Below are 20,201 nucleotides of genomic sequence, written 5' to 3'. Positions count from 1 at the left end.
TGGGGTGAGGAGCGCCCGTTTCATATGGAACTGAAACTGTTTTTGTCGATGCTGGGTTTTTTGTGGGTCGCTGCGATCACGCCAGGCCCTAATAATATGTTACTCACCGCCTCGGGCGCCAACTTTGGTTTTCTGCGTTCGCTGTGGCTGCTGATCGGCATCATGATCGGGATGCAGGTCATGCTGCTGCTGGTCGCGTTCGGTATTGGCGGCCTGATCCTGCTTTATCCTGCTTTGCATCTGGTGTTGAAAATCGCCGGGAGCGTCTATCTGCTGTGGCTGGCGTGGAAAATCGCCACGGCGAAATATGAGCGGCTGGATACCGGCACTCTCCCCACAGCGCCAATGCCGTTCTGGCAGGGCGGCCTGCTACAGCTGATCAATCCCAAAGCCTGGCTGATGGCGCTGGGCGCGGTCGCCAGCTTCAGCCTGGGCGGTGAGGCTTATCGGGGATCGGTAATGGCTATCAGCTTTGCGATGGCGCTGGTCAACCTGGTTTCCGGCCTGATCTGGCTTGGCTTTGGCACGCTGATTGGCCGCCTGCTGCACAGCCGTCGCGCCTGGACGCTGTTCAATATGGCGATGGGCGTGCTGACAGCGGCCTGCGTGCTGCTTATCTGGCGCTAAGCAAAGTGCCTGGCGAACGTCGCTTCGGGCAAAGTGCTTTCCCCATTCTCAATTCGTAAGCAGCGGGCGCCGTTACGGCGGGTTTTTGAACCCGCTACTTACGCTGCTGCCAGCCTCTGACGTCTTAAAGGCAATCCCACTCTCCGGCATTAAAATCCTGTTTTTCTTCTAAGGACTTATCGTTATAACCGATAATTTTTTATTACTTTATCGCGGCAAGCGCTCTCGGTTACAAAGGCGTTGTTCACTTTTATAACAATAACGACCGGAGCAAAGCATGGCGCATAAATTTACTCTTTCACTGCTGGCCTTCAGCCTTTCTTTTTCGGCGCTGAGCGCACAGGCTTTGGACGTTACCGTGGCGTATCAGACCTCGGCAGAACCGGCCAAAGTGGCCCAGGCCGATGACGCTTTTGCCAAAGCCAGCGGCGCAAAAGTGGACTGGCGCAAGTTTGACAGCGGCTCCAGCGTGGTCAGAGCGCTGGCTTCGGGCGATGTGCAAATCGGCAATATCGGCTCCAGCCCGCTTGCCGTAGCGGCCAGCCAGCAGGTGCCGATTGAGGTGTTTCTGCTGGCGTCGCAGCTCGGCAGTTCCGAAGCGCTGGTGGTGAAGAAAAGCATCAAGGATCCCAAAGATTTGATTGGCAAACGTATCGCCGTGCCTTTTATCTCCACCACTCACTACAGCCTGCTGGCCGCGCTTAAGCACTGGGGCATCAAGCCGGGCCAGGTGCAAATCGTCAATCTTCAGCCGCCCGCGATTATCGCTGCCTGGCAACGTGGCGACATTGACGGCGCCTACGTCTGGGCGCCGGCGGTGAACGAGCTGGAGAAGCAAGGAAAGGTACTGACCGACTCCGCGCAGGTCGGCAAGTGGGGCGCGCCAACGCTGGACGTCTGGGTTGTGCGTAAAGATTTCGCGCAGCAGCATCCTGAAGTGGTCACCGCTTTCGCCCGTAGCGCGCTGGAGGCGCAAAAAGCCTACCTGGACAGCCCTGAGCAGTGGCTGAAAGATGACAATCACCTCAACAAGCTGTCGCGTCTGAGCGGCGTGCCGACACAGCAGGTGCCGGGGCTGGTAAAAGGCAACACTTACCTGACGGCGCAGCAGCAGGTTGAACAGCTGGGCCAGCCGGTCGATAAGGCTATCGGCGATACCGCACAGTTTTTAAAAGAGCAGGGCAAAGTGCCGCAGGTTGCCAGCGATTACAGTGGCTTTGTCACCAACCGCTTTGTTAAAAATCTTACCCAGTAAGGAGCCGCCATGCTTTCAGTCTCGCATCTGACGGCCCGTTACGACGGCCACCTCGCGCTTGAAGATATTAACCTGACGATTGCCGGGGAAGAGCTGGTGGTGGTGCTGGGGCCTTCAGGCTGTGGCAAAACCACGCTGCTGAATCTGATTGCCGGTTTTCTGACGCCGGAGTCGGGCAGCATTACGCTGGACGGCCAGCGCGTAACCGGGCCGGGAGCCGAGCGCGGCGTGGTGTTTCAGCATGAAGGGCTGCTGCCGTGGCGCAACGTGCTGGATAACGTCGCCTTTGGCCTGCAGCTGGCCGGGATGGATAAAGCGACGCGCCATCAAACGGCCCGTCAGATGCTGAAAAGCGTCGGGCTGGGCGGCGCGGAAAAGAAATTTATCTGGCAGCTTTCCGGCGGGATGCGCCAGCGCGTAGGTATTGCCAGAGCCTTAGCCGCCGATCCGCAGCTGCTGTTGCTGGATGAGCCCTTCGGCGCGCTGGATGCCTTTACCCGCGAGCAAATGCAGGAGCTGCTGCTGAACCTGTGGCGGGACAGCGGCAAGCAGGTGCTGCTGATTACGCACGATATCGAGGAGGCGGTTTTTCTGGCCAGCGAGCTGATCCTGCTGTCGCCCGGCCCCGGCAAAATTATCGAGCGTCTGCCGCTGGCGTTTGGCCGCCGCTATGCCGCCGGCGAAGCCTGCCGCAGCATTAAATCCGATCCCGCTTTTATCGCCACGCGGGAATATGTATTAAGCCGGGTGTTCCAACAGCGCGAGGTGTTTTCATGAGCCTGTTATCCACGGAGAAAGTCGCGGTGCGCCGATTGAGGCTGCGCTGGCCGTTTGGCCGTCAGCTTACCCTGAGCGTGGCGACCCTGCTGGTGCTGCTGGGCATCTGGTGGGCAGTAACCGCTTTTGGCCTGATCGCGCCGCTCTTTCTGCCCGCGCCGCAGCAGGTTTTCCATCAGCTGCTGGTGGTTGCCGGCCCGCAGGGTTTTATGGATGCGACGCTCTGGCAGCATCTTGCCGCCAGCCTGACAAGGATAGCGATAGCGCTGCTGGCGGCCACGCTGATCGGCGTGCCGGTTGGTATCCTGATGGGGCTGAACGCCACCGCGCGCGGCATCCTTGACCCGCTGATTGAGCTGTATCGACCGGTGCCGCCGCTGGCCTATCTGCCGCTGATGGTGATCTGGTTCGGTATCGGCGAAACGTCCAAAATCCTGCTGATCTATCTGGCCATCTTCGCGCCCGTGGTGATGTCCACGCTGGCAGGCGTCAAAAGCGCGCAGCAGGTTCGTCTGCGCGCCGCGCAGTCGCTGGGCGCCAGCCGCTGGCAAACGCTGTGGTTCGTGGTGCTGCCCGGCGCGCTGCCGGAAATTTTAACCGGGCTGCGGATCGGTCTTGGCGTCGGCTGGTCAACGCTGGTGGCCGCCGAACTTATCGCCGCCACGCGCGGGCTGGGCTTTATGGTGCAGTCCGCCGGTGAATTTCTGGCAACCGATGTGGTACTGGCAGGCATCGCCGTTATCGCGCTGATTGCTTTTTCGCTTGAGCTGGGGCTGCGAGCCTTACAGCGCCGTTTAACCCCCTGGCATGGAGTCACATCATGAATGAACGTCTGTCTGTTACCGCGCTTGGCCCCTATATCGGCGCGCTGGTCGCTGACGTGGATCTCAGCCGCCCGCTGAGCGACGCGCAGTTTGAGCAGCTTTACCATGCGCTGATCCGTCATCAGGTGCTGTTCTTCCGCAATCAGCCCGTTACGCCTGCCCAACAGCGAGCGCTGGCGGCCCGTTTTGGCGATCTGCACATCCATCCCGTCTATCCGCACGCGCCGGATGTGGAAGAGATTATCGTGCTGGATACGCATGATGATAACCCGCCGGACAACGATAACTGGCACACCGACGTGACCTTTATCGAGACGCCGCCGGCCGGGGCGATCCTGGCGGCAAAGCAGCTGCCGGAAACTGGTGGCGATACGCTCTGGGCCAGCGGCATTGCTGCTTACAACGCGCTTTCAGAGCCTTTTAAGGCCCTGCTTGCCGGCCTGCGGGCGGAGCACGACTTCACTAAATCGTTTCAGGAATTTAAGTATCGCGGCAGCGAGGAGGAGCATGCGCGCTGGCGGCAGGCCGTGGCGAAGAATCCGCCGCTGCTGCATCCGGTCGTGCGCACGCATCCGGTTAGCGGCAAGTCGGCGCTGTTTGTTAATGAGGGATTCACCACGCGCATTGTCGATCTCAGCCCGAAAGAGAGCGACGCGCTGCTGAATTTCCTGTTTGCGCATATCACCAAACCGGAGTTCCAGGTGCGCTGGCGATGGCAGCAGGACGATGTGGCGATTTGGGATAACCGCGTGACCCAGCACTACGCCAATGCAGACTACCTGCCTGCACGGCGGATTATGCATCGCGCCACTATTCTGGGCGACAAGCCTTTCTATCAGCCTGGCCGGGCATAAACGCCACGGCCTAATCGGCAGGCATAAGATTACGCGTAAAGTTGTGCACGTCGGCCTCTTTCCTGCGGCGGTACAGTTTGGCTTTGCGCGCGCCGGTAGCTACGCTCTCGCCCGTTTCCTCAAACATCTCTGAGGAATCAAAGCGGCGGATCAGGCTTTTCCGCTGCACCGGGCGGCCAAGGATGGCTTCGGTGGCTTCCTGTAGCTGAGTCAGCGTAAAGCGTTCCGGCAGGCAAAACACCGGCAGCAGCGTATACAGCGTTTTTTGCCGCAGCCTTTTTAAGGCGCTGGTAATAATAGTCTGGTGATCGAAGGCAATATCCTTGCGCTGCATCACGGTGTTGACCGGCAGCCACGCGGCGTCGCTGACATCGCCGCTGTACGATCGACAGCTCTCCTGCGCAATCAGCGCATACCAGGCGGTGGTCAGGCTCCAGCCGCGCGGGTCGCGATCGGGGCCGGAAAAAGTTTCGAGCTGTTCCAGCCACGGCGGAACCACGCCGGTTTTCTCCTGCAGCTTCCTTAACGCGGTGGCGCGCGTTGAGGCATCATGCTGCATATCGATAAACCCTCCCGGCAATCCCCACCAGCCTTTTTGCGGATGATTGGCCCGCTGCACCAGCAGTACGCAGAGCTGTTGCTCGTGCAGCGTAAAAAGTACGCTGTCGACGGTCACAATTGGAGAGGGGTAGCGCGAGGCGTCGTAGCTGGCCAGATACTCTGATTCTGAAAGCATAAGCTTTTCCGTAAATAATTGTCGCTCAGACACATTAGCATTGCGGACGGATATCCTGCAATGTACGACCGCCTTTTCCTTTTTTTAATCATTATTAATCAGCTTGTTAATTGATTTTTTCTACAGGATGGTAAATTCCGCTTGCTAAATAATGTCACAGGGACAATTATATAAATGTCACAAGGACATTATTAGCCCCGGAGGAAAACAATGCTGCTGGAACTCTTTCTTGATGGAAACAAAGTCGCGCTGGAAACAGGCCGCTTTCCCGATGGCGCAGTCCGCGTAAGGCTGCTGCCGCCACGGCTTCCCCGGGCGGAAAAATTGAAAATCCGCGCCACGGCCATGCGCAATATGGACGATTTGATGCTGCTGGCGCAGGTTATGGACGCCGCCCGCAGCCAATACGATTTGCACTGGACAACGCTGGAGCTGCCCTGGCTTCCCTATGCCCGTCAGGACCGCAGTATGCAGGAAGGCGACAGTTTCGCCCTGAAGATCTTTGCCGGTTTTTTGAATCAGCTGGGCTTTGACCGGATACGGGTGCTGGATCCCCATAGCGACGTGGCGGGTGCCGTGGTCAATAACATGGTGGCTATTCCGCAGCACCTTTGCCTGCGACACAGCGCGAACCTGATGGAAAAACTGCAAAGCGGCATGATGCTGATGGCGCCGGACGCGGGCGCGCTAAAAAAAATCCACGCTGTTGCGCAGCAGGTGGCGGCCCGCGAGTACGGCATCCTGGGGAAACACCGCGACCTGAGCAGCGGTGCGCTGAGTGGTTTTTCACTGCTGCAGGGCGACGTAGCCGGCAAAGATGTGCTGATAGCCGATGATTTGTGCGATGCGGGCGGCACCTTTATCGGCTCGGCCGCGGTGCTGCGTGCGGCGGGCGCGCGTTCGGTCAGCCTGTACGTTACCCACGGCTTGTTTAGCCGGGGCGTCGCCGCGCTGTTGCAGCAGGGCATCGACCATATCTGGACGACGACTTCAGTAGCCGATCCGGCGATAGCCGGGGAGCGGGTTGAACTGATTGATATTGAAACTATTTATAACAACGAAGGAGCGGCCCATGCGCATTAATCCCATTCTGGCTATCGACGGCTATAAAACCTCCCATCGCGAACAGTACCCGCAGGGAACCAGCCGCATTTACTCAAATTTTACGCCGCGCGGTAACCGCTTTTTTACCTCGCCGCTGTCGGATAACCGGCTGGTATTCTTTGGGCTACAGGGCTTTCTGCAGTGGTTTATGGTCGATCTGTTTAACGAGGCGTTTTTTGCCCGACCCGAAGAGGAAGTCGTCACGGAATACCAACAGCTGATGGACAGCTATCTTGGCAAAGCGCGTATTGATGTGGAACACATCCGGGCGCTGCATCGCCTGGGCTATCTGCCGCTGGAAATCAAAAGCCTGGATGAAGGCAGCAAGGTGCCGATGCAGGTGCCGGTTCTGACCATTACCAACACCGTTGATGATTTTTTCTGGCTGGTTAATTACCTGGAAAGCGTGATGTCAGCAGAATTATGGAAAGCCTCTACTAACGCCACTATCGCTTACCATTACCGGCTGGTCTGCGAGCGTTGGGCGGCCCTGACCTGTGATGACCAGAGCCATCTGGATTTTCAGTGCCATGATTTTTCGCTGCGGGGCATGTCCGGGCTGCACGATGCCGCCCAGGCGGGCGCCGGCCATCTGCTGAGCTTTACCGGCACCGACAGCATTCCTTCGATTCTTTATCTTCGTCAGTACTACACGCCGCCCAAAGACTACTTTATTGCGGGCAGCATTCCGGCGACGGAGCACAGCGTTATGTGCATGGGCGAAGAGCAGGGAGAGATTGCCACCTTTCGTCGTCTGATCACCGAGCTCTATCCCCACGGCTTCGTTTCCATCGTCTCGGATACCTGGGATTACTGGAAGGTGCTTACGGAATACAGCCGCGAGCTGAAAGCAGACATCATGGCGCGGCAGGGGCGTCTGGTTTTCCGCCCGGACAGCGGCGACCCGGTGGAGATCCTTTGCGGAACCGGCGACGATAGCGACAGCGATCCGGCGCGGACGCCACAGCAAAAAGGCTCGGTAGAGGTGCTGTGGGACATTTTTGGCGGCACCGTTAATGCGAAAGGCTACCGGGTGTTGGATGAGCACGTTGGGCTGATCTATGGCGACTCGATTACGCTGGAGCGGGCTAACCAGATCCTTGCCCGTCTGGAGGCTAAAGGTTTCGCCAGCAGCAACGTGGTCTTCGGCGTCGGATCTTATACTTATCAATACAGTACGCGCGATACATTCGGCTTTGCGATGAAGGCGACATGGGGCGAGGTGCAGGGCGTTGAGCGTGAGATTTTCAAGCAGCCAAAAACCGACGGCGGCCTGAAAAAATCCGCCAGAGGACTGCTACGGGTAGAGCGGGATAGCGCAGGCGACTACTACCTGTTGGATCGGCAGAGCCGGGAGCAGGAGCAGGGCGGCGAACTGAAAACCCGTTTTTTAAACGGCAAACTGCTTAACGCTGAGGATCTGTCCACGCTGCGTCGACGCCTGGCGGAGCGGTAATCAGGTCGGGAGAAAGAAACCTTTCTCCCGGCTCTGTTTATGAAGCCAGCATCGTTTCGAGCTGCTCCTGCGCATCCAGCCAGTCCATCTCGCACGCTTCCAGCGCGGATTTCGCTTCAGCCTGCTGCTGCAGCGCCGCCGTAAGATCGGCCTTGCGGCTCTGATCGTACAGCGCGGTATCCGCCAGCTTTGTTTCCGCATCGGCCAGCGTGGCGTTGAGTTTTTCCATCTGCTTTTCCAGCTTTTCGATCTGCTTGCGCAGCGGCTGCGTTTGCGTGCGCAGTTCCGCCTCGCGGCGCTTCTGATCCTTTCTGGCCTGCGCGCTGTTGCCGCTCTCCTGTTTAGGTTCAGCGGCGGCGCTGGTCTGCTTTTGCAGATCGCTCAGCCACTGCTGGTAGTCTTCCAGATCGCCGTCAAAGGCTTCTACTTTACCGTCGTGGACCAGGTAGAGATCGTCAGTGGTGGAGCGCAGCAGATGGCGGTCGTGCGAAACCACCACCAGCGCCCCTTCAAAATCGATCAGCGCTTCGGTCAGCGCCTGGCGCATATCCAGATCGAGGTGGTTGGTCGGTTCATCCAGCAGCAGCAGGTTAGGGCGCTGCCAGACAATCAGCGCCAGCACCAGCCGCGCTTTTTCGCCGCCGGAGAAGCGTTCGGTCTGCTCGGTGACCTTATCGCCCTGAAAACCAAAGCCGCCCAGGTAGTCGCGCAGCTGCTGTTCCAGCACTTTTGGCGCCAGCCGCACCAGATGCTGCAACGGTGATTCATCCGCCCGTAAGAATTCCAGCTGATGCTGGGCGAAGTAGCCGAGCTTGATGCCTTTCGCCAGGCCGATATCGCCTTTCAGCGGCGCCAGCTCGCCGGCCAGCAGCTTAATCAGCGTGGATTTGCCCGCGCCGTTGCGGCCCAGCAGACCGATGCGCGAGCCGGGAACCAGGTTCAGCTTGATAGAATCCAGAATGATGCGATCGGCATAGCCCGCGCTGACTTTTTCCATCTTCAACAGCGGATTAGGCAGGCTTTCCGGCGCGCGGAAGCTGAAAGTAAAAGGATTATCGACGTGGGCGGGCGCGATAAGCTCCATGCGCTCCAGCATTTTGATGCGGCTTTGCGCCTGCTTCGCCTTGCTGGCCTTGGCCTTAAAGCGGTCGATAAAACTTTGCAGATGCGCCACCTTCTGCTGCTGGTTTTCAAACATCGACTGCTGCTGCGCCAGTTTGGTGGCGCGCTGGATCTCAAACGAGCTGTAGTTGCCGGTGTATTCAAAGATCGACTGCTGTTCGATATGCAGGATTTTATCCACCACGGGATCGAGAAAGTCGCGGTCGTGGGAAATCAGGATCAGCGTACCCTGATAGCTTTTCAGCCAGCGCTCCAGCCAGATCACCGCGTCCAGATCGAGGTGGTTGGTTGGTTCGTCAAGCAGCAGCAGGTCGGAGCGGCAAATCAGCGCCTGCGCCAGGTTCAGGCGCATCCGCCAGCCGCCGGAGAAGTCGCTGACGGGCCGCTGAAGCTGCTCCTGAGAAAAGCCCAAACCGTTAAGCAAGCTGGCGGCGCGCGACTGTATTGTCCATGCCTGGACGGCGTCCAGCTTGCCGTGCAGCGTGGCGATAGCGTGCCCGTCGTCGTTCTCGTTGGCCTTCGCCAGCTCCGCCTGCAGCTGGCGGTACTCGCGATCGCCATCAATGACATATTCGATAGCGGGCGTATTCAGCGCGGGCGTCTCCTGGTTAACCCAGGCCAGCGACCAGTTGCCCGGATAGGTAAAGCTGCCCGCATCGGCGCTTATCTCGTTCTTAAGCAGCGACAGCAGCGTGGATTTACCGCAGCCGTTTTTGCCTACCAGCCCCACTTTCTGACCGGGATTGATGGTGGCGGAGGCGTTATCCAGCAGGACGCGCACGCCGCGTCGGATTTGTAACGATGAGAAGAGAATCATAAGCGCCGTAATAACCAGAATATGTTAAATTGAAACATCATAAATGCTTTGCGGAATGCACGATTCCGCGGTGTCGAGCATGGTAGCGGAATTTCCCCGCCGTGACGACGATTTGGAGGGGATTGATGTCGCAGCCGCCCAAAGTTTTGCTGCTTTACGCGCATCCGGAATCCCAGGACTCGATTGCCAATCGGGTTTTGCTGGAGCCGGCTAAAGCGTTACCTAACGTGACCGTTCATGACCTGTACGCGCACTATCCAGACTTTTTTATTGATATCCACTACGAACAGCAGCTGCTGCGCGAGCATGACATCATTGTTTTTCAACATCCGCTTTATACCTACAGCTGCCCCGCGCTGCTGAAGGAGTGGCTGGATCGCGTACTGTCGCGCGGCTTCGCCAGCGGCCCTGGCGGCAACGTGCTGGAAGGAAAATACTGGCGCAGCGTGGTGACCACCGGCGAACCGGAAACGGCCTACCACCAGGAAGGGCTTAACCGTTATCCGCTGTCGGCCATCATGCGGCCGTTCGAGCTGACGGCGCAAATGTGCCGTATGCACTGGCTGACGCCGATGATTATCTACTGGGCGCGACGGCAGACCCCGGAAGTCATGAAAAATTATGCGCGCGCCTACGGCGACTGGCTGTCGTCACCTTTGCCCTATGGAGGCACCTGAATGGAAGGACAAACCCTGCTCACGGCTGGCGTGGTCTATCTTTTTGCGGCGGTTATTGCCGTTCCGATCGCGGCCCGGCTCGGCATTGGCGCGGTGCTGGGCTATCTGCTGGCCGGTATCGCTATCGGGCCATGGGGACTGGGCTTTATCAGCGACGTAGAGGAAATTCTGCATTTCTCCGAGCTGGGCGTGGTCTTCCTGATGTTTATCATCGGCCTGGAGCTGAATCCTTCCAAACTTTGGGAGCTGCGGCGCTCGATTTTCGGCGTTGGCGCGGCGCAGGTTATTTTCAGCGCGGCGATACTGGGCGGCCTGCTCTGGCTGACCGACTTCTCCTGGCAGGCGGCGGCGATCGGCGGTCTTGGCCTGGCGATGTCCTCTACGGCGATGGCGCTGCAGCTGATGAGCGACAAGGGCATGAAGCGCAATGAATCCGGCCAGCTGGGCTTTTCGGTGCTGCTGTTCCAGGATCTGGCGGTGATCCCGGCGCTGGCGCTGGTGCCGCTGCTGGCGGGCGGCGACAGCGGCCACACCGACTGGATGAAAGTGGGCATGAAGGTGCTGGCGTTTGCCGGGATGCTGGTCGGCGGCCGTTTTCTGCTGCGGCCTATTTTCCGCTTTATCGCCGCTTCCGGCGTGCGGGAAGTTTTTACCGCCGCTGCCCTGCTGCTGGTGCTGGGATCGGCGCTGTTTATGGACGCGCTGGGGCTGTCGATGGCGCTGGGGACCTTTATCGCCGGCATTCTGCTGGCGGAAAGCGAATACCGACACGAGCTGGAAGTCGCTATCGATCCTTTTAAAGGCTTGCTGCTGGGGCTGTTCTTTATCTCGGTAGGCATGGCGCTGAATCTGGGCGTGCTTTATACCCATATCGTCGAGATTTTAGTGGGCGTGGTGCTGCTGGTCGCGATCAAAGCGGGCGTGCTTTATCTGCTGTCGCGTATCTTTGGCCTGCGCAGTTCTGAGCGGCTACAGTTTTCGGCGGTGTTGAGCCAGGGCGGCGAGTTCGCGTTCGTGCTTTTTTCCGCCGCCTCGTCGGCAAAACTGTTCAGCGGCGACCAGATGCCGCTGCTGCTGGTGACGGTAACGCTGTCGATGATGACCACGCCGCTGCTGATGCAGAGCGTGGATAAAATCCTGGCGAAGCGGTTTAACGACGGCGACGACAGCGAAGAGAAGCACTTTGTCGAAGACGACAAGCCGCAGGTTATCGTGGTCGGCTTCGGACGTTTTGGTCAGGTGGTGGCGCGTTTGCTGATGGCCAACGAAAAGCGGATCACGGTGCTGGAGCGCGATATCAGCGCGGTCAGCCTGATGCGCACCTATGGCTATAAAGTATACTATGGCGATGCCACCGAGCTGGAGCTGTTACGCGCCGCAGGCGCAGAAACGGCGCAGTCTATCGTCATTACCTGCAACGGCCCGGAAGACGCGATGGAAATCGTGCGGCTCTGCCAGCATCATTTCCCGCATCTGCAAATCCTGGCGCGGGCGCGCGGCCGCGTGGAGGCGCACGAACTGTTGCAGGCCGGCGTCACCCAGTTCTCGCGTGAAACCTTCTCCAGCGCGCTGGAGCTTGGCCGTAAAACGCTGATGTCGCTGGGGATGCATCCGCATCAGGCCTTTCGCGCGCAGCAGCACTTCCGCCGTCTGGATATGCGCATGCTGCGCGAGCTGATGCCGAACCACGGCGACAGCCAGCAGATTTCCCGCGTGAAAGAAGCCCGGCGCGAGCTGGAAGATATCTTCCAGGCCGAAATGCGGCACGAAAAGCGCCAGTTTGACGGCTGGGACGAATCGGAATAGGGCGGGGCGAAAGCCTCTTACTGAGTCGGCATCGCTTTGCGTTGCCTTTTATTTAATCGGAAAACCTATGCGTAAAAGATTTATTGCCGGGGCGACTTGTCCAAAGTGCCAGGCTAAAGATACCCTTGCTCTGTGGGTTGAAAATAATGTCGATGTGGTTGAATGCGTTAAGTGCGGTCATCAGATGCGCGAAGCAGACAAGCATGTTCGTGACGAAGTTCGCACTAATGAGCAAGTGATCGGAATTTTTCATCCTGAGTAGCGTTATGGCTCAGCTTTTTTTAAGCTGTATCTTACAGCGGCGTTGAAATTCATTACAATCAGCGCAAACTCAGAGCTTGCCGGCAAATCCGCCGATGTTTCAAGCTCTCAACGGTTAGGAGTAATCATGAAAGTAGCAAAAGACCTGGTAGTCAGCCTGGCATATCAGGTACGTACGGAAGACGGTGTGTTGGTTGATGAGTCTCCGGTGACCGCACCGCTGGACTATCTGCACGGTCATGGTTCCCTGATTTCTGGTCTGGAAAAGGCGCTGGAAAATCACGAAGCCGGCGACAAGTTTGAAGTGCACATCGCAGCTGACGAAGCCTACGGCCAGTACGACGACAACCTGGTGCAGCGCGTGCCGAAAGACGTCTTTATGGGCGTTGATGAACTGCAGGTTGGCATGCGTTTCCTGGCGGAAACCGACCAGGGCCCGGTACCGGTTGAAATCACCGAAGTGGAAGATGACCACGTGGTGGTTGACGGTAACCATATGCTGGCTGGCCAGAACCTGAACTTCAACGTGGAAGTGGTGGCGATCCGTGAAGCGACCGAAGAAGAGCTGGCTCATGGCCATGTTCACGGCGAGCACGACCATCATCACGATCACGACCACGATCATGACCACGGCAAAGGCGGTTGTGGCACCGGCGGCTGCGGCTGCAGCCACTAAGCTTAAATGAAAAAAGGCCACCGATAAGGTGGCCTTTTTTTTGGCGCGAAATCAATAGTGCGGCGGCGGCGTCTCTTCCGACTGCGAGGCGACCATTGACGGCGCTGCCGCCTTCAGTTTGTCGGTCAGCAGGCGCATTTGTTCGCGCAGGCGGGCCATTTCCAGCTCGTGATGAACCACCGTCTGGTTCAGCTCTTCGATAGTGTGCTCCTGAAAGGCCAAACGGCTTTCCAACAGCTCTAAGCGCTGCTCAAACACGGATTGTTGCATATTCTTTCCTCTTGCTGCCGCCAGGGCTGGATTGTTCCGATTCTAACGACAAAAACCGGGCCAGCACAGGCATAGCCGGTTTAATTTCGCCCTTACCGTTGAAAAAAGCCCTGGTTGCCTGCATCTTCATAGTGAAACTTTCGGACAGACAAGCGGTCGGAAGTAGTTAGTTTTCATTGCGAGAGTATGCAGTTTGCTCGCGCACGGTTGTTAGAGTACAGGCTCTGTCTGTAAAACGATTTCCGAGGTGAGAGGCTTCGGTTTTGGAGAAATGGATGAAATCACTATTTAAAGTCACACTGTTAGCCACCACCCTGGGCGTTGCGCTGAACGCACCGCTGGCCTCAGCAGCCGAAACCGCCGCGGCGCCATCAGCTCCAGCCGCACAGCAGGCACCGAAGAATGCCGCGTTTACAAACGAAGACCAGCAGTCTGCCTATGCACTGGGCGCATCGCTTGGCCGCTACATGGAAAACTCGCTGAAAGAGCAGGAGAAACTGGGCATCACGCTGGATAAGCAGCAGCTGATCTCCGGCGTCCAGGACGCTTTCGCCGGCAAGAGCAAGCTTTCCGATCAAGAGATCGAACAGACCCTGCAGGCGTTTGAAGGCCGCGTGAAAACCGCCGCTCAGGCGAAGATGGAAAAAGATGCGAAAGAAAACACCGAGAAAGGCAACGCTTTCGCGACTAAATTCGCCAAAGAAAAAGGCGTGAAGAAAACCGAATCCGGCCTGCTGTATCAGGTAGAGAAAGAAGGCACCGGCGACGCGCCGAAAGACAGCGATACCGTAGTGGTTAACTACAAAGGGACGCTGATCGACGGCTCCGAGTTCGACAACTCCTACACGCGCGGCGAGCCGCTCTCTTTCCGTCTTGACGGCGTGATCCCTGGCTGGACCGAAGGCCTGAAGCACGTGAAAAAAGGCGGCAAGATCAAGCTGGTGATCCCACCGCAGCTTGCCTACGGTAAAAACGGCGTACCGGGTATCCCGGCTAACTCTACGCTGGTGTTCGATGTAGAACTGCTGGACATCAAACCGGCCGCTAAAGCGGACGCTAGCGCGCAGGCACCGACCGAAGCGCCAGCCGCTGCCCAGACCAAATAATGCCCGTGCCGCCACGCTCGTGGCGGCATTTTCCCCGCTTTTTCCTCCCCCGCGCTATGTCCACAAGAAATACATGACAAAGGTCAGGACAGGCATTTCCGATATTTGCTAGACTGACGCTCTTCGAAACTAACCTGCGCGAGCCGCATACCGCGGGCTCTTTTAAGGGTGGTGTCTTAATGTCTGGTTCAATTTTTACCGGTGATGTGAACGATCTGGAATTACTGGAGCAGCATCCCTTCGAACAAACCGATTTTGATATTCTTAAATCTTACGAAGCCGTGGTCGACGGGCTGGCGATGCTGATCGGCTCGCACTGCGAAATCGTCCTGCATTCGCTGGAAGATTTGAAATGCTCGGCGGTCAGGATCGCTAATGGCGAACATACCGGCCGCAAAATCGGTTCACCGATAACCGATCTGGCGTTGCGAATGCTGCATGATATGACCGATGCGGAAAGTAATGTTTCCAGAGCCTATTTCACCCGCGCCAAAAGCGGCGTGCTGATGAAATCCGTGACCATCGCTATCCGTAACGGCAAACAGCGCGTTATCGGTTTGCTGTGTATCAATATGAACCTGGACGTGCCTTTCTCGCAGATTATGGCGACTTTTATCCCGCCGGAAACGCCGGAGATGGACTCTTCCGTCAACTTCGCCTCCTCGGTAGAGGATCTGGTGATGCAGACGCTGGAGTTTACGATTGAAGAGGTCAGCAACGACCGTAATATCTCCAACAATGCCAAGAACCGCCAGATTGTGCTGAACCTCTATGAGAAAGGCATCTTCGACATCAAAGACGCGATCAATCAGGTGGCGGATCGACTGAATATTTCCAAGCACACCGTTTATCTCTATATCCGCCAGTTTAAAAACGGCGACTTCCAGGGAAGCGAGCGCTGATGCGTTACACGCTGTTAGTCACCGGCCCGGCCTATGGCACCCAGCAGGCCAGCTCGGCCTGGCTGTTCGCGCAGGCGCTGCTGGCGGAAGGTCACGAGCTGGAAAGCGTCTTTTTTTATCGCGAGGGCGTACTTAACGCCAGCGCGCTGACCTCGCCCGCCAGCGACGAGTTCAATCTGACCCAGGCCTGGCAGCAGCTGCATCGTGACCATCACGTTGCGCTCAATATCTGTGTGGCCGCCGCGCTGCGCCGCGGTATCACGGACGAGCAGGAAGCGAAAAACCAGGGCCTGCCCGCCGCCAATCTGGCTGAAGGCTTTCAGCTTGCCGGCCTGGGCGCGCTGGCGGAAGCCGCATTAAGCAGTGAACGAATGGTGCAGTTTTGATGAAGCGAATCGCCTTTGTATTCAGCCAGGCGCCGCACGGTTCCAGCGCCGGAAGAGAGGGGCTGGATGCGGTGCTGGCCGTTTCCGCGCTTAGCGAGGACGTGGCGCTGTTTTTTATCAGCGACGGCGTGATGCAGCTGTTGGGCGACCAGCAGCCGGAAAAAGTGCTGGCGCGCAACTACGTCGCCACCTTTGGCGTGCTGCCGCTCTACGATCTGGAAAATTTTTATGCCTGTTCAGCTTCGCTGGCCGAGCGAGGCATTGACGCCGCCGCGTTAAAGGCGCTGCCAGTAGCGGTGCTGTCGCCTTACGCATTGCGTGCGGAACTGGAAAAATACGATCGAATAATTTCTTTCTGAGGGAAGTATGCTGCATACGCTGATCAACTCGCCTTTTAAGTGCGATTTCAACGCCATGCTGCGGCTGCTGGCGGAAGGGGACGAGGTGTTGCTGCTGCAGGATGGCGTGCTGGCGGCGCTGGAAGGCAGCCAGGCCCTTGAATCGCTGCGTGCCGCCCCCATTTCTCTTTACGTGCTGCAGGACGATGTTATCGCTCGCGGGCTTTCTGCTCAAATTTCATCCAGCGCGGCCGCAGTAAGCTATACTGAGTTCGTCGCGCTGACGGTAAAACAGACTCAACAAATGACCTGGTGAGTACGATATCCTGGTTATTTCTTGACACCTTTTCTGCTCAGCCCTAAAATTCCGCGTCCTCGTTATCTGACGAGGCGATTTATTACGTGTTTACGAAGCAAAAGCAAATTCCAGGAGCTATTTAATGGCAACAGTTAACCAGCTGGTTCGCAAACCACGCGCACGCAAAGTTGCAAAGAGCAACGTGCCTGCGCTGGAAGCTTGCCCGCAGAAACGTGGCGTATGTACTCGTGTGTACACCACTACCCCTAAAAAACCAAACTCCGCACTGCGTAAAGTTTGCCGTGTGCGTTTGACCAACGGTTTTGAAGTTACCTCCTATATCGGCGGTGAAGGTCATAACCTGCAGGAACACTCCGTGATCCTGATCCGTGGCGGTCGTGTTAAAGACTTGCCAGGTGTGCGTTACCACACCGTTCGTGGCGCGCTGGACTGCTCAGGTGTTAAAGACCGTAAGCAGGCTCGCTCCAAGTACGGCGTGAAGAAGCCAAAGGCTTAATGGTTCTCCGTTAAGTAAGGCCAAACGTTTTATCTTAAATGTCATAATAAACTCGTAGAGTTTTGGACAATCCTGAATTAACAACGGAGTATTTCCATGCCACGTCGTCGCGTCATTGGTCAGCGTAAAATTCTGCCAGATCCTAAGTTCGGATCAGAGCTGCTGGCCAAATTTGTAAATATCCTGATGGTAGATGGTAAAAAATCTACTGCCGAATCAATCGTTTATACTGCACTTGAGACCCTGGCTCAGCGTGCTGGTAAAGGCGAACTGGAAGCATTCGAAGTAGCCCTGGACAACGTCCGCCCAACCGTGGAAGTTAAATCCCGTCGCGTTGGTGGTTCTACTTATCAGGTACCAGTTGAAGTCCGTCCGGTTCGTCGTAATGCTCTGGCAATGCGTTGGATCGTTGAAGCTGCTCGTAAACGCGGTGATAAATCAATGGCTCTGCGCCTGGCGAACGAACTTTCTGATGCTGCGGAAAACAAAGGTACCGCAGTGAAGAAACGTGAAGACGTTCACCGTATGGCCGAAGCCAACAAGGCGTTCGCACACTACCGCTGGTAACAGCTCAGTAGTTGTTATTAACCCAGCGGGCGTTCAGTTGACCCCGCTGGGATTTAACTTTGAACGTCCTAGAATCAGAGGAATCAAATGGCTCGTACAACACCCATTACACGCTACCGTAACATTGGTATCAGTGCACACATCGACGCCGGTAAGACGACCACTACCGAACGTATTCTGTTCTACACCGGTGTAAACCATAAAATCGGTGAAGTTCATGATGGCGCAGCCACAATGGACTGGATGGCGCAGGAGCAGGAGCGTGGTATTACCATTACCTCCGCAGCGACTACCGCTTTCTGGTCAGGTATGGCTAAGCAGTTCGAGCCGCACCGCGTTAACATCATCGACACCCCAGGACACGTTGACTTCACCATCGAAGTAGAACGTTCCATGCGTGTTCTTGACGGCGCAGTAATGGTTTACTGTGCAGTTGGTGGTGTTCAGCCACAGTCTGAGACCGTATGGCGTCAGGCTAACAAATATAAAGTTCCACGCATCGCGTTCGTTAACAAAATGGACCGCATGGGTGCTAACTTCCTGAAAGTAGTTGGCCAGATTGAAGCACGTCTGGGCGCAACTCCGGTCCCTCTGCAGCTGGCTATCGGCGCAGAAGAGAACTTCACCGGCGTTGTTGACCTGATCAAGATGAAAGCGATCAACTGGAACGACGCAGACGCAGGCGTGACCTTCGATTACGAAGAGATCCCAGCTGATATGCAGGAACTGGCTGAAGAATGGCGCCAGAAACTGATTGAAGCCGCAGCTGAAGGCTCTGATGAGCTGATGGAGAAATTCTTTGGCGGCGAAGAGCTGACCGAAGAAGAGATCAAAACTTCTCTGCGTAAGCGCGTACTGAACAACGAAATCATCCTGGTTACCTGTGGTTCTGCATTTAAGAACAAAGGTGTTCAGGCGATGCTGGATGCCGTGATCGAATATCTGCCGTCACCAACTGACGTTACAGCGATCAACGGTATTCTGGACGACGGTAAAGATACGCCGGCAGTTCGTCACTCAGACGACAACGAGCCGTTTGCTGCGCTGGCGTTTAAAATCGCGACCGACCCGTTTGTTGGTAACCTGACATTCTTCCGCGTTTACTCTGGTATCGTTAACTCTGGCGACACCGTGTACAACCCGGTTAAATCTCAGCGCGAGCGTCTGGGCCGTATCGTACAGATGCACGCTAACAAGCGTGAAGAGATCAAAGAAGTTCGCGCAGGCGATATCGCTGCGGCTATCGGTCTGAAAGACGTGACTACCGGTGACACCCTGTGTGACCCGGACAACGTTATCATTCTGGAGCGCATGGAATTCCCTGAGCCGGTAATCTCTATCGCTGTAGAACCGAAAACCAAAGCTGACCAGGAAAAAATGGGTCTGGCTCTGGGCCGTCTGGCTAAAGAAGACCCATCATTCCGCGTATGGACTGATGAAGAGTCTAACCAGACTATCATCGCCGGTATGGGTGAGCTGCACCTCGACATCATCGTTGACCGCATGAAGCGTGAATTCAACGTTGAAGCGAACGTCGGTAAACCTCAGGTTGCTTACCGCGAAGCGATTCGCTCTAAAGTAACTGACGTCGAAGGTAAACACGCCAAGCAGTCTGGTGGTCGCGGTCAGTACGGTCATGTTGTTATCGACATGTACCCACTGGAGCCGGGTTCAAACCCGAAAGGCTACGAATTTGTCAACGACATCAAAGGTGGTGTAATTCCTGGCGAATACATCCCTGCGGTTGATAAAGGCATTCAGGAACAGCTGAAAGCTGGCCCACTGGCGGGTTACCCGGTAGTAGATCTGGGCGTGCGTCTGCACTTCGGTTCTTACCATGACGTTGACTCCTCTGAGCTGGCGTTTAAACTGGCGGCATCTATCGCCTTTAAAGATGGCTTTAAGAAAGCACAGCCTGTGCTGCTTGAGCCTATCATGAAGGTTGAAGTTGAAACGCCAGAAGAGAACACTGGTGACGTTATCGGTGACCTGAGCCGTCGTCGTGGTACGCTGCGCGGTCAGGAATCCAACGTGACTGGCGTTGTGATCCACGCTGAAGTGCCGCTGTCCGAAATGTTCGGATATGCTACACAGCTGCGTTCTATCACCAAAGGCCGTGCATCTTACTCCATGGAATTCCTGAAGTATGATGACGCGCCAAACAACGTCGCTCAGGCTGTTATTGAAGCCCGTGGTAAATAATCGGGTTTAACCAATTGATCCCGTGCTCTCCTTTCCACAGGGGAGAGCACAGAAAGTAAGGAATATCGCCGTGGCTAAAGAAAAATTTGAACGTTCCAAACCGCACGTCAACGTTGGTACTATCGGCCACGTTGACCACGGTAAAACTACCCTGACTGCTGCTATCACCACCGTTCTGGCTAAAACCTACGGCGGTTCTGCTCGTGCATTCGACCAGATCGATAACGCACCAGAAGAAAAAGCTCGTGGTATCACCATCAACACTTCTCACGTTGAGTATGACACCCCGACTCGCCACTACGCGCACGTTGACTGCCCTGGCCACGCCGACTATGTGAAAAACATGATCACCGGTGCTGCGCAGATGGACGGCGCTATCCTGGTTGTTGCTGCGACTGACGGCCCAATGCCGCAGACCCGTGAGCACATCCTGCTGGGCCGTCAGGTTGGCGTTCCTTACATCATCGTGTTCCTGAACAAGTGCGACATGGTTGATGACGAAGAGCTGCTGGAGCTGGTTGAGATGGAAGTACGTGACCTGCTGTCACAGTACGACTTCCCTGGCGATGACACCCCAATCGTTCACGGTTCCGCGCTGAAAGCGCTGGAAGGCGACGCCGAGT

General features: G+C 56.6%; 23 protein-coding genes. 20 read left to right on the top strand and 3 right to left on the bottom strand.

Annotation, left to right across the window (positions count from 1 at the left end; genetic code table 11):
• The first annotated feature begins 24 nt into the window (after window positions 1–24).
• The 5 genes from QCD69_RS09470 (at window position 25) to tauD (ending at window position 4,337) form a co-directional block, all read left to right on the top strand.
• Window positions 25–627: a LysE family translocator gene (locus QCD69_RS09470; RefSeq protein ID WP_301251821.1), complete on the top strand. Its 603-nt coding sequence runs from the start codon at window positions 25–27 to the stop codon at window positions 625–627.
• 277 nt (window positions 628–904) lie between these two features.
• A complete protein-coding gene (tauA, locus tag QCD69_RS09465; protein ID WP_301251820.1) occupies window positions 905–1,882 on the top strand; it encodes a taurine ABC transporter substrate-binding protein in 978 nt (325 codons plus the stop codon).
• 9 nt (window positions 1,883–1,891) lie between these two features.
• Window positions 1,892–2,659: a taurine ABC transporter ATP-binding subunit gene (gene tauB / locus QCD69_RS09460; protein WP_253457703.1), complete on the top strand. Its 768-nt coding sequence runs from the start codon at window positions 1,892–1,894 to the stop codon at window positions 2,657–2,659.
• A complete protein-coding gene (tauC, locus tag QCD69_RS09455; RefSeq protein WP_253457706.1) occupies window positions 2,656–3,483 on the top strand; it encodes a taurine ABC transporter permease TauC in 828 nt (275 codons plus the stop codon). The genes tauB and tauC overlap by 4 nt, the downstream gene beginning before the upstream one ends.
• Complete coding sequence (gene tauD / locus QCD69_RS09450) at window positions 3,480–4,337, top strand: taurine dioxygenase (protein WP_125289843.1); 858 nt, start codon at window positions 3,480–3,482, stop codon at window positions 4,335–4,337. Before tauC ends, tauD begins: the two co-directional genes overlap by 4 nt.
• Window positions 4,338–4,347: 10 nt before the next feature.
• Here tauD and QCD69_RS09445 read toward each other — a convergent pair whose 3' ends face one another.
• The gene (locus tag QCD69_RS09445) at window positions 4,348–5,073 is read right to left on the bottom strand and encodes an NUDIX hydrolase (RefSeq protein WP_253457709.1); all 726 of its coding nucleotides are present in this window, start codon (window positions 5,071–5,073) and stop codon (window positions 4,348–4,350) included.
• 210 nt (window positions 5,074–5,283) lie between these two features.
• Here QCD69_RS09445 and prs point away from each other — a divergent pair, with 210 nt between their 5' ends.
• A complete protein-coding gene (gene prs / locus QCD69_RS09440; RefSeq protein WP_301251819.1) occupies window positions 5,284–6,156 on the top strand; it encodes a ribose-phosphate diphosphokinase in 873 nt (290 codons plus the stop codon).
• On the top strand, window positions 6,146–7,633 hold the full coding sequence (locus QCD69_RS09435; protein WP_253457716.1) for a nicotinate phosphoribosyltransferase: 1,488 nt from the start codon (window positions 6,146–6,148) through the stop codon (window positions 7,631–7,633). Before prs ends, QCD69_RS09435 begins: the two co-directional genes overlap by 11 nt.
• 37 nt (window positions 7,634–7,670) lie before the next feature.
• Here QCD69_RS09435 and QCD69_RS09430 read toward each other — a convergent pair whose 3' ends face one another.
• The gene (locus QCD69_RS09430) at window positions 7,671–9,572 is read right to left on the bottom strand and encodes an ABC transporter ATP-binding protein (RefSeq protein WP_301251817.1); all 1,902 of its coding nucleotides are present in this window, start codon (window positions 9,570–9,572) and stop codon (window positions 7,671–7,673) included.
• A gap of 125 nt (window positions 9,573–9,697) precedes the next feature.
• On the opposite strand from QCD69_RS09430, the gene kefG reads away from it, so the two are divergent.
• From kefG to slyD, 4 genes are all read left to right on the top strand, one after another.
• Window positions 9,698–10,249 (top strand): glutathione-regulated potassium-efflux system ancillary protein KefG, encoded by a 552-nt coding sequence (gene kefG, locus QCD69_RS09425; protein WP_125289994.1) that lies wholly within the window; start codon window positions 9,698–9,700, stop codon window positions 10,247–10,249.
• Entirely contained in the window at window positions 10,250–12,055 is a 1,806-nt protein-coding gene (gene kefB / locus QCD69_RS09420; RefSeq protein WP_253457721.1) for a glutathione-regulated potassium-efflux system protein KefB, read from the top strand.
• 67 nt (window positions 12,056–12,122) lie between these two features.
• Window positions 12,123–12,317, top strand: coding sequence for a YheV family putative zinc ribbon protein (locus QCD69_RS09415; protein ID WP_125289837.1), 195 nt, complete (start codon window positions 12,123–12,125; stop codon window positions 12,315–12,317).
• A 126-nt stretch (window positions 12,318–12,443) separates the two neighbouring features.
• Entirely contained in the window at window positions 12,444–12,992 is a 549-nt protein-coding gene (gene slyD / locus QCD69_RS09410) for a peptidylprolyl isomerase (protein ID WP_125289836.1), read from the top strand.
• Between the two features lie 51 nt (window positions 12,993–13,043).
• Here the strand turns inward: slyD and QCD69_RS09405 are convergent, their stop codons facing one another.
• Entirely contained in the window at window positions 13,044–13,262 is a 219-nt protein-coding gene (locus tag QCD69_RS09405) for a protein SlyX (RefSeq protein WP_125289835.1), read from the bottom strand.
• Between the two features lie 275 nt (window positions 13,263–13,537).
• Between QCD69_RS09405 and fkpA the strand changes: the two genes are divergently transcribed.
• From fkpA to QCD69_RS09360, 9 genes are all read left to right on the top strand, one after another.
• Window positions 13,538–14,368 carry an FKBP-type peptidyl-prolyl cis-trans isomerase gene (gene fkpA / locus QCD69_RS09400; RefSeq protein ID WP_253457725.1) on the top strand — a complete coding sequence of 277 codons (831 nt, stop codon included), beginning with the start codon at window positions 13,538–13,540 and terminating at the stop codon, window positions 14,366–14,368.
• A gap of 179 nt (window positions 14,369–14,547) precedes the next feature.
• Window positions 14,548–15,270 carry a helix-turn-helix transcriptional regulator gene (locus tag QCD69_RS09395; RefSeq protein ID WP_253457728.1) on the top strand — a complete coding sequence of 241 codons (723 nt, stop codon included), beginning with the start codon at window positions 14,548–14,550 and terminating at the stop codon, window positions 15,268–15,270.
• Window positions 15,270–15,656, top strand: a complete 387-nt coding sequence (gene tusD / locus QCD69_RS09390) for a sulfurtransferase complex subunit TusD (protein ID WP_253457730.1) — start codon at window positions 15,270–15,272, stop codon at window positions 15,654–15,656. The genes QCD69_RS09395 and tusD overlap by 1 nt, the downstream gene beginning before the upstream one ends.
• Window positions 15,656–16,015, top strand: coding sequence for a sulfurtransferase complex subunit TusC (tusC, locus tag QCD69_RS09385; RefSeq protein WP_301251816.1), 360 nt, complete (start codon window positions 15,656–15,658; stop codon window positions 16,013–16,015). Before tusD ends, tusC begins: the two co-directional genes overlap by 1 nt.
• A 7-nt stretch (window positions 16,016–16,022) precedes the next feature.
• A complete protein-coding gene (gene tusB, locus QCD69_RS09380) occupies window positions 16,023–16,310 on the top strand; it encodes a sulfurtransferase complex subunit TusB (RefSeq protein ID WP_253457734.1) in 288 nt (95 codons plus the stop codon).
• 124 nt (window positions 16,311–16,434) lie between these two features.
• A complete protein-coding gene (gene rpsL / locus QCD69_RS09375) occupies window positions 16,435–16,809 on the top strand; it encodes a 30S ribosomal protein S12 (RefSeq protein ID WP_075182598.1) in 375 nt (124 codons plus the stop codon).
• 96 nt (window positions 16,810–16,905) lie between these two features.
• Window positions 16,906–17,376: a 30S ribosomal protein S7 gene (gene rpsG / locus QCD69_RS09370; protein ID WP_125289829.1), complete on the top strand. Its 471-nt coding sequence runs from the start codon at window positions 16,906–16,908 to the stop codon at window positions 17,374–17,376.
• 87 nt (window positions 17,377–17,463) lie between these two features.
• Window positions 17,464–19,578 (top strand): elongation factor G, encoded by a 2,115-nt coding sequence (gene fusA / locus QCD69_RS09365; RefSeq protein WP_253457736.1) that lies wholly within the window; start codon window positions 17,464–17,466, stop codon window positions 19,576–19,578.
• A 70-nt stretch (window positions 19,579–19,648) separates the two neighbouring features.
• The coding region (locus tag QCD69_RS09360) for a GTP-binding protein (protein WP_301251812.1) at window positions 19,649–20,201 on the top strand (553 nt) is incomplete at its 3' end.

It is taken from the genome of Erwinia sp. PsM31 (genome assembly GCF_030433775.1).
Taxonomy (GTDB): Bacteria; Pseudomonadota; Gammaproteobacteria; order Enterobacterales; family Enterobacteriaceae; genus Erwinia; species Erwinia aeris.
Note: the sequence above shows the minus strand (reverse complement) of the source record. Positions and strands in the feature narration are given on the sequence as shown.